The organism is Proteus sp. FME41, assembly GCF_014897315.1.
Taxonomy (GTDB): domain Bacteria; phylum Pseudomonadota; class Gammaproteobacteria; order Enterobacterales; family Enterobacteriaceae; genus Proteus.
In genome coordinates, this window is record NZ_JABUYL010000071.1 from 1 (window position 1) to 520 (window position 520).

Consider the following 520-nt stretch of genomic DNA (forward strand, 5'->3'; position numbering starts at 1 on the left):
CTGAAAACATAGCCATTATCCGGCGTTTTATTTCTCCATCTTTGTTCACTAACGTCTTGGTAACAAAGGCTGAGTAGTCTTTTGATGTGTTATATCCTTTCCAGACTTCATGAGGATCTAAAGCATAAGCACAGACCTTGCCAGCAACTGGTATTCTTACCAAGGCACCCTTCTCTTCCAAATAATCTAACCAACGACGAATTGTCCGAGTAGAAACGCCCATTTGATTAGCTAGAAATTGCTGGTCGCAGACCACGGCACCGCAGGTAGGATCTATGTGTTCAGCGAAAAATGAGTAAAGACCTATAGCGGCAGCACCTTGTTTGTCCCTCACAAGCTCTCTAATGCGTTGCCAGCCCTTTGGGTATGTCTGGGTGAAGTTGCTATTCTTCTTCGCCTCCTCGTGCTCTTTAGATGCCTTCCTGTCGATTTCCTGTATTTCTTTCTGTCTTAGCTTTGTTTGATGTTCTGAAGCTACGATCATCTTTATCCCTCGGTGTCTTTTTGATAGGACATTTTT

At 43.7% G+C, this 520-nt stretch carries 1 protein-coding gene; it reads right to left on the reverse strand.

Going from position 1 to position 520, the window contains the following annotated elements; all coding sequences use genetic code 11:
* The coding region (locus INT04_RS19205; protein WP_193017611.1) for a helix-turn-helix domain-containing protein at positions 1 to 484 on the reverse strand (484 nt) is incomplete at its 3' end.
* Between the last annotated feature and the right edge of the window lie 36 nt (positions 485 to 520).